10 protein-coding genes are annotated in these 7,982 nt (G+C 56.6%); 8 read left to right on the top strand and 2 right to left on the bottom strand.

Annotated features, from left to right (window positions below):
* The 5 genes from RT613_RS19520 to vapC all read left to right on the top strand — a co-directional run.
* Positions 1 to 329, top strand: a 329-nt coding sequence (locus RT613_RS19520; RefSeq protein WP_313618047.1) for an SIP domain-containing protein, incomplete at its 5' end; no start/stop codon positions are given.
* On the top strand, positions 326 to 2,020 hold the full coding sequence (locus tag RT613_RS19515) for a cyclic peptide export ABC transporter (protein WP_313618046.1): 1,695 nt from the start codon (positions 326 to 328) through the stop codon (positions 2,018 to 2,020). The genes RT613_RS19520 and RT613_RS19515, both read left to right, overlap by 4 nt.
* 17 nt (positions 2,021 to 2,037) lie before the next feature.
* A complete protein-coding gene (locus RT613_RS19510) occupies positions 2,038 to 2,859 on the top strand; it encodes an ATP-binding cassette domain-containing protein (protein WP_409558861.1) in 822 nt (273 codons plus the stop codon).
* A gap of 423 nt (positions 2,860 to 3,282) precedes the next feature.
* Positions 3,283 to 3,513, top strand: a complete 231-nt coding sequence (gene vapB, locus RT613_RS19505) for a type II toxin-antitoxin system VapB family antitoxin (RefSeq protein WP_313618045.1) — start codon at positions 3,283 to 3,285, stop codon at positions 3,511 to 3,513.
* Positions 3,513 to 3,914, top strand: a complete 402-nt coding sequence (gene vapC / locus RT613_RS19500; protein ID WP_313618044.1) for a tRNA(fMet)-specific endonuclease VapC — start codon at positions 3,513 to 3,515, stop codon at positions 3,912 to 3,914. The genes vapB and vapC overlap by 1 nt, the downstream gene beginning before the upstream one ends.
* Positions 3,915 to 4,303: 389 nt before the next feature.
* Here vapC and RT613_RS19495 read toward each other — a convergent pair whose 3' ends face one another.
* Together RT613_RS19495 and RT613_RS19490 are read right to left on the bottom strand one after the other, a co-directional pair.
* A complete protein-coding gene (locus RT613_RS19495) occupies positions 4,304 to 4,531 on the bottom strand; it encodes a hypothetical protein (protein WP_313618043.1) in 228 nt (75 codons plus the stop codon).
* Positions 4,532 to 4,548: 17 nt separating this feature from the next.
* Positions 4,549 to 4,863, bottom strand: coding sequence for a plasmid stabilization protein (locus tag RT613_RS19490; RefSeq protein WP_313618042.1), 315 nt, complete (start codon positions 4,861 to 4,863; stop codon positions 4,549 to 4,551).
* A gap of 749 nt (positions 4,864 to 5,612) precedes the next feature.
* On the opposite strand from RT613_RS19490, the gene RT613_RS19485 reads away from it, so the two are divergent.
* The 3 genes from RT613_RS19485 to RT613_RS19475 all read left to right on the top strand — a co-directional run.
* The gene (locus RT613_RS19485) at positions 5,613 to 6,422 is read left to right on the top strand and encodes an alpha/beta hydrolase fold domain-containing protein (RefSeq protein WP_313618041.1); all 810 of its coding nucleotides are present in this window, start codon (positions 5,613 to 5,615) and stop codon (positions 6,420 to 6,422) included.
* Positions 6,423 to 6,435: 13 nt separating this feature from the next.
* Positions 6,436 to 7,605 carry a zinc-dependent alcohol dehydrogenase gene (locus RT613_RS19480; protein ID WP_313618040.1) on the top strand — a complete coding sequence of 390 codons (1,170 nt, stop codon included), beginning with the start codon at positions 6,436 to 6,438 and terminating at the stop codon, positions 7,603 to 7,605.
* Between the two features lie 12 nt (positions 7,606 to 7,617).
* The coding region (locus RT613_RS19475) for an SDR family NAD(P)-dependent oxidoreductase (protein WP_313618039.1) at positions 7,618 to 7,982 on the top strand (365 nt) is incomplete at its 3' end.

Genomic DNA, 7,982 nt, shown 5'->3' with positions numbered 1-7,982 from the left:
GTATCGCGAGATCGCTGCCACACACCGCCATGGGTCTGATCGTGATCGCCACGCACGCGTCGAACGAACAGATTGATTTTCCCGTTCCGGCCGGCATGACATTGCAATGGGTTTCCACTCATTCACGTCTGGGACAGGAGAAGTTCGTTCCGAGCGTTTCTCGCAACATCACTGGGGTTACTTCCGCCAGCGACGATCATTTCATCTGGATCGCCGGAGAATTTTTCGATTGTACGGCGCTGCGTCCATCTCTTGGCAAGGTCCACAAATCGCGGCACATAAACGTGCCCTATTGGCGCGCGTCCCCATCCCCGGAGGTGCAAAGATGAGGTTTCGGCTTCCCGCCTTCCTGCCTTTGGAACGTTACAGGTCGTTTGGCCTTTTCCTCGCAGTTTCAGTTCTGGCCGGCGCGGTTTCCGGGCTTGGGACGGTCTGGTTGCTCTCCCTGATAAATGAAGTCCTCAATCGGGAGGGTGGCATGGCAGGGGGGATGTTGCTCGCGTTCGGTAGCCTCTGCGCTGTGACACTGGCGGCGCGAGCGGCATCGGACATCGCAACCAATTTCATCGGACAGGGTCTTGTCGCCGAGGTGCGAATGTGGCTGGCGTGCAAGGTGCTTTCTGCACCGGTGGATGCGCTGGAGAGTTACCGTACCTATCGCCTCGTTCCGGCGCTGACCCATGACGTCGACATGATCAGCGACATAGCCTTCATCGCAGCGCCGCTGGCGATCTCGGCTATCATCACGCTCGGCTGCCTCGCATGGCTTGCATGGCTGTCGCCTTTGCTCTGCCTGATCGTCGCTCTCGTTCTCGGCATAGGAGCGTGGACGCAATACGCCGCACGGCGCAAGGGCATCGCCGGCTTCGAGGCGTCGCGCGAACTGGAGGACGGGCTGCACAAAGCCTATCGCTCGATCGCCGATGGGGCGCGGGAGCTGAAGATCAACCGCGCTCGCCGTGAGAGGATATTCTCCGGTCAGATAGCAAGAACGGTCGGCGAGATTCGGGCGGTCAACACTCGCGCCATCAATATCTTCGTCGTCGCCAACGCCTTCGGCTCGGCGCTGTTCTTCCTGCTGATCGCGCTGGTGATGATATGGCAAAGCATTGCGCCGATGCGGCCCGAAATCTTGTCCGGCTTCGTGCTCGTGTTGCTCTTCCTGCGTGGTCCGGTCGAGCAGATCATGTCCACGCTGCCAGCCATCGGCCGGATGCAGGTTGCACTCGGCAGGGTGCGGGACCTCGCCCGGCACTTCGAAACGACCGAACCGGATACGCGCCAACCTGGAAACGGCAAAGCACCGGGCGTCTCCAACCTGCCGCCCGCCATCCGGTTCGACGGTGTGCGCTATGCCTTCTCTGGTTCCGGGAGCACCAGCCACTTTGTGCTTGGCCCGATAGACCTGACCTTCGAGGCAGGAAAGACTACCTTCATCATCGGGGACAACGGCTCGGGCAAAACCACGCTGATCAAGTTGTTGCTTGGGCTTTACGCGCCGCAGGAAGGACAGGTGCTGCTCGATGGCGTTCCAGTGACCGCAAAAAGCCGTGACGATTACCGGCAGAATTTCTCCGTAGTCCTGTCGGACTTCCATCTGTTCGAAGAGATCGTTGCCGGGAATGGGTGGCACGTGGATGATGCTGCCGCTTATCTCGACAGACTGGAGCTTGCCGACAAGGTCACGGTCAGCGACGGGCGGTTCACCACGTTGGACCTATCCACCGGCCAGCGCAAGCGTCTGGCGCTAGCGCAGGCGTGGATCGAGGGACGCCCGGTCATGGTTTTCGACGAATGGGCGGCGGATCAGGACCCGTCTTTCCGCCGTCTCTTCTACGAGGAACTGCTTCCCGCCCTCAAGGCGGAAGGCAGAACGCTCATCGTAATTTCCCATGATGACCGCTATTTTCATGTGGCTGATCATGTGGTGCGTCTACACAAGGGGAAACTTGCCCCCATTTCCAGCGAACAAGCGCCCCCTCCAGACAGCCAGTCCGCAAGAAAGGAGGCGACGATTTGAATGAGCTTCCCACTTTGATCAACAAGACCAGTAAACCCGGCGATGCTTCAGAAGCCGTTATCCCCGCGACGAACAATCTGTTCGATCTCGACGCGGTGACGTTCTGCGTTCCGGGGCGCACGCTGCTCGAACCGCTGACGCTTGCCTTGCCGGCCAATCGTGTCGTTGGGTTGATCGGCCATAATGGTTCTGGCAAGTCGACGCTTCTCAAAATCCTCGCCCGCCAGCATCCGGCATCCGGCGGAACGGTGCGGTTCGAGGGAAAGGCGCTGCCGACTTGGACAGATCGGGATTTTGCCCGAACGCTTGCCTATCTGCCGCAGCATACGCCATCGGCCTCGGGCATGCTTGTCAGGGAACTGGTTGCGTTGGGGCGCTACCCCTGGCACGGCGCGCTCGGGCGCTTCGGCAAGATAGATCGGGAGAAGACCGAAGAAGCCATCGAATTGACCGGAATTGCTCCCTTTGCTGACCGGCTTGCCGATACGCTGTCGGGCGGAGAGCGTCAGCGCGTATGGCTCGCCATGCTGGTGGCACAAAACGCTCGATGCCTGCTGCTTGATGAGCCGATCTCGGCGCTCGACATCGCCCAGCAGATGGAAGTGCTGTCGCTGGTGCGGAAACTGTCGGTTGAACAGGGTCTCGGTGTCATCGTCGTCCTGCACGACGTCAACATGGCAGCACGCTTTTGCGATGAGATCCTTGCGCTGCATTCCGGCAGGCTGATTGCGCGCGGGACACCCGCCGAGATCATGACATCGAATGAACTTCAACGGATTTATGGCCTGTCCATGGACATTTTGATCCAGCCATCCACCCGCAGGCCGGCTTCGAACTAAGCCATGATGCCTACAGCAACTAGCTTACTCGATGAAAACAGCGAGGAATATTTCGATGGAATTATCCATTGGCTTTCGCAACAAGGTGATATCCTTGCTGTTCTTTGATATTAGCCCTTGGAACCCAGTTGTGTAAGAGCAGTTCTGATTACACATCGTTGTCCGTGCCTATCTGGTCTGCAAACCAACAACCGCTTGGGGAGCGTTGATCTCGGCAGTGAGCGAATTCCGCCATTATTGACTACCACGCAAGGCCTCGTCTCACTTGCTATGAAAGAAAATTAGAAGCACACGTCATGGGCGAACGTTAGATTCCGGCAGGAAAGGCAAATCAGCTGATAACCTGATGTATATCCCATTGACATATCCCAAAGTCATGGATACATTTTGCATATGCGTATGTGGATTACGATGGAGCGATAGATGGAGCAGGGTGCAGTATTCCAAAGTAACCGCAGCCAGGCTATTCGGCTGCCAAAAGCCGTTGCGTTGCCTGATGACGTTAAGCGCGTCGATATCGTAGCTGTTGGACGTACCCGGATCATCGCACCTGCCGGAGAGGTGTGGGATAGCTGGTTTGAAGGACCAGAAGCCACATCCGATTTCATGGGTGAACGTGATCAGCCTGATATGCAGGAGCGTGATGCATTCTAATGCTGAAATACATGCTCGATACCAACATATGCATTTACACAATAAAGAACAAACCACAGCAGGTTCGAGAAGCGTTCAATCGCCATCATAGTCAGTTATGTATCAGCTCAGTCAGTTTGATGGAGTTGATCTACGGGGCGGAAAAATCGGCGAATCCAGAGCGTAATCTGACGGTCGTCGAAGGTTTCGTAGCTCGCCTCGAAATATTGCCCTATGATGAGATCGCAGCCAGCCATACAGGTCAATTGCGTGCAGAACTCGCGCGCCAAGGCACGCCCATCGGGCCGTATGACCAACTGATTGGCGGACATGCGAGATCACGCGGACTGATCGTCGTTACAAATAATCGGCGTGAATTTGATCGCATTCCCGGTTTACGAGTTGAAGATTGGACCAACTGAACACCCGCTCATGATCGCGGTGCGATAGCATAATGGCACGGCCTGAGTTGAGTGTTGACTAGCACTCAAGGCAGCTCGGTGAAGGTGAGAGATCACTTAAACACTGTCTGAAACTTTCGCACTCCATAGGCGCCGAGGCTCTCGCACCTTCAGACGTGCCAACAGTTTCCGGGCAGCTCACCCTAAAAGATCAGAGTGGTAACCCAAGTTCAAATTTTCGATCACAATCAATAAGAGTGGGCGTGTCGGCAGTCCTCGCTTAGAAGCGGTGCGGCGCTTGTAATAGCTGCCTTTTTTGCAACAATGAGCAGGTCGAGCAGCAACCATTGGCTTTGTGCTGATAACGCCCGATACTTACCTGTCGGCCTTGAAATGGAGTGCTCTGACCTTTAGCGCCCTGCTCTGGATTTCCCGTCGCGATCATCCTTCGTTTTCAGGGCATCTGCTAGGTTCTTTCTCGCAGGATCACGATTGTTTTCCCCAACCGCGTCGCGTTTGACGTCCGGATCGTCCTCTGCGGGCAAGTATCCACGCGGGCGGTTTTCCTCGGGGCCTTCCCAGCGTGGAGACTGATCCGTGGTGCCGGGCGCCCCTGCCTTCGGACTGTTCGTTCCCATCGTCTTCTCCTTTCCGTTCAATGGCTGACGTGGTGTGCATTACGCTTGCGAGTGGCCGCAGCTTTCTTCGCTGAAGCAGAACGCTCCGTCGCTGAGCGGCTCGCGGAGGCCTCACCACCAGCTTTGCCGCCTTTTTTCGACGATGCATGATTTTCCGTCTTACCTCGACCGGAGCCGGACTTCTTACCGCCTCCGCTCTCCTTGTTCACGGTTGCCCAAGCCCGGCGCTCGGCTTCCTTCTCTGAAACGCCACGATTTTCGTAGCCTTCCTCGATGTGCTCTGCCTTGCGTTTCTGTTTGTCGGTATACGCTGTTTTACCTCCGCGCGGCATGACTAATCTCCTTCAGTGGTATGAATTGAACTTCCTGGTCCGGGGCCTCCTGACCGCTCCCATTCCACCGAACCTGCGAAGAGCGTAGAAGTTCCAACGCAATGACCAGTAGACAAAAGCTCTGCGCTAACACTGCGTTTTTCGTTGCGAGCACCGTTTGGGTTCCGGGTCAGCTAAGGTGCAGTCGCCAACGGAACCAGCTGAAAACCGAGGTTGCAGGTCCAACTGCCTATATCGACGACGACCTTGAGCTGACCATCGCGGAATCGGCAGCGGCGTTCTGTACATTCATCTAGGCGACGTCTCCCGGCTCATCACCGATCCGGAAGCATTTGCAGCTGTCAGCGGCAACTTTGTACGACTTGATCCTAAGCGGTCAGGACTGCAACTGTCGACTTACCAGATACTCGTCAAGGTCGGCGAGGGCATGTCGGCTTCTCGAGCGAGGTAATCGACATTGTAATGTGGCGAGTGGAACCGTCGCGCGGATCTTTACACCGCTGGTACGGACGATGCTCGTCCTTCCGGGCATCCCACGCTTATTCAAACCAGTCATCCAGGAAGCACCATCTTTCCCTCAACTTTTCCGGGGATCTCACCGAGACGGGGAACTTTGCCGGTCAGACTGGTGGGGGTAGTCGTCGCGACATTTACGCAAAGCGAACTTGTTTCCGGGTCGAAAAGTTACCTGTCACTCGGAACTTCCGGACTAAACCGCGGTTCGGCAGGTTCCAATCAGAGGACCTCATATGAATTTTCTTCACAGACTGGCAGCACTTGCGCTGGTCGCTGTCACCACCACAGCAATTCCAAGCTTCGCCCAGAAGATGGCGAAACCGACCAGCGATATGCAAGCTGTTCTCGACAAGCTCGGTGCGCTTGACGCCAAGCCCTTTTCGACATTGACCGTACCTGAAGCGCGCACTAAGGCGAGTCCAGCCGATGCCGCCAAGGCCGTCCAGTGGGACAAGCGGCTGTCCTCCAATCCAGAAGCACAGGTGACGACGAAGGACATCACTAGTCCGTCGTTAGCTGGTGGTGTCGGTGCTCGCGTTTATATTCCGGGCGCCGCGGGACCGTTGCCCGTGGTTGTCTATTATCACGGTGGCGGCTGGGTTGTGGCAGACATCAACGTTTACGACGCAGCGCCGCAGGCGCTCGCCGTGGGCCCGAATGCGGCCGTGGTTTCAGTCGAATTTCGTCATGCGCCGGAACAGAAATTTCCAGCGCCTCGTGATGATGCCTGGAAGGCTTACAAATGGTTGGTTGCGAACATCCACGAATTGAATCGCAATGCCGACAGAACAGCTGTCGCCGGTGAAAGCGCCGGGGGCAATCTCGTGGCAAATGTCGCCCTGATGGCAAAGGACCAGAAGACGAAACCGCCTGTCGGCGATCGAGAGCACCATTATCATTTCCAGGTCTTTGCGCTCGATATCGAAACACTCGATCTCGATCCCGGAGCCAAGCGTGACGCCGTGTTGAAGGCGATGGAGGGCCACGTTCTCGCCAAAGGCCAGATTGTTGGCACGTTCGAGCGCAAAACAGCTGCGAAGTGAGAGGAGAAACAAGATGAAGGCACTAACCTGGCACGGAAAGCACGACATCCGCTGTGACAGCGTTCCGGATCCGGAGATCCAAGATGGCCGCGATGCCATCATCAAGGTGACGGCCTGCGCGATCTGCGGCTCCGACCTGCACCTTTACAATGGCATCATGCCAGAGATGCACCACGGTGACATCATGGGCCACGAGACCATGGGCGAGGTTGTCGAAGTCGGAAGGGACAACAACAATCTCAAGGTCGGCGACCGTGTCGTCGTCCCCTTCACGATCGCCTGCGGGCAGTGTTTCTTCTGCAAACGCGGCTACTTTTCCGGTTGCCAACGGTCAAACCCGACACCTGAGAAAGTGACGAAGATGTGGGGTAATTCTCCCGCCGGTCTGTTCGGTTACACCCATCTGCTCGGCGGTTATAGCGGTGGGCAGGCCGAGTATCTTCGCGTTCCATTTGCCGACGTCGGTCCCATCAAGGTCCCGGATGGGCTCACGGATGAACAGGTTCTTTTCTTGTCCGACATCTTTCCCACGGGCTACATGGCAGCCGATTTCTGCAATATTCAGCCGGGTGACACAATTGCCATCTGGGGCTGCGGACCGGTCGGCCAGATGGCGATCAAGTCGGCCTTCATTCTCGGCGCTGAACGGGTGATCGCGATCGATAGCGTGCCGGAGCGGCTGGCCTTTGCCCAAGCTTCTGGTGCCATTACGCTCGACTACCTGGATAAGGATATATACGACCGGATTATGGAACTGACGAACAGGCGCGGGGCGGATGCATGTATCGATGCCGTCGGTACAGAGTCCGACCCGGCTGCAAGCTGGGACGCTCGCATTGACCGGATCAAGGTCGCGACGTTCATGGGGACCGACCGGCCTCACGTCTTGCGCCAGGCCATCCACTGCTGCCGAAACTTCGGCACAGTCTCCATTGTTGGCGTCTATGGTGGCTATCTCGACAAGATTCCAATGGGGTCAGCGATCAATCGTGGTCTCACCTTTAAGATGGCCCAGACACCTGTCCAGCATTACCTGCCCATCCTGATGAAGCGCATCCAGAACGGTGAGATCGATCCGTCCTTCGTCATAACGCATACAGGCAGCCTAGAAGACGGCCCGGACCTCTACAAGACGTTTTTCGAAAAGAAGGATGGCTGCGTCAAGGTCGTTCTGAAGCCATAAAGGATTTTAACCATGGCAAATACGCACTCCAGCAAAGGCCTTGCGGTCGTAACCGGGGCCTCCAGCGGCATTGGTTTCGAACTGGCAAAAATCGCTGCGTCAAAGGGATACGACCTCATCATCGCGGCAGATGAAGCAAGAATTGAGGAGATTGCATCGCATCTTCGTGATCTCGGCGTTTCGGTGCAGGCTGTAAGAACGGATCTTTCGACGATCGAAGGTGTCGACCGCCTCATCGAGGATATCGCTGCCGATGGCCGCTCGGTTGATCTCCTGATGGCCAATGCCGGTCGCGGGCTGGGTAAGGGCTTCCTTGATCAAGATTTCCTTGAAGCACGCCGCGTCGTTGATACCAATATTGTCGGCACGATCTATCT

It is taken from the genome of Agrobacterium sp., from assembly GCF_032092815.1.
Lineage (GTDB): Bacteria > Pseudomonadota > Alphaproteobacteria > Rhizobiales > Rhizobiaceae > Agrobacterium.
Note: the sequence above shows the minus strand (reverse complement) of the source record. Positions and strands in the feature narration are given on the sequence as shown.

What these genes read in the sequence shown, in the direction of transcription:
- RT613_RS19515 (WP_313618046.1), top strand. Translation starts at nt 326, where the DNA reads ATGAGGTTTCGGCTTCCCGCCTTCCTGCCTTTGGAACGTTACAGGTCG.
- vapB (WP_313618045.1), top strand. Translation starts at nt 3,283, where the DNA reads ATGGAGCAGGGTGCAGTATTCCAAAGTAACCGCAGCCAGGCTATTCGG.
- vapC (WP_313618044.1), top strand. Translation starts at nt 3,513, where the DNA reads ATGCTGAAATACATGCTCGATACCAACATATGCATTTACACAATAAAG.
- RT613_RS19495 (WP_313618043.1), bottom strand. Translation starts at nt 4,531, where the DNA reads ATGGGAACGAACAGTCCGAAGGCAGGGGCGCCCGGCACCACGGATCAG.
- RT613_RS19490 (WP_313618042.1), bottom strand. Translation starts at nt 4,863, where the DNA reads ATGCCGCGCGGAGGTAAAACAGCGTATACCGACAAACAGAAACGCAAG.
- RT613_RS19485 (WP_313618041.1), top strand. Translation starts at nt 5,613, where the DNA reads ATGAATTTTCTTCACAGACTGGCAGCACTTGCGCTGGTCGCTGTCACC.
- RT613_RS19480 (WP_313618040.1), top strand. Translation starts at nt 6,436, where the DNA reads ATGAAGGCACTAACCTGGCACGGAAAGCACGACATCCGCTGTGACAGC.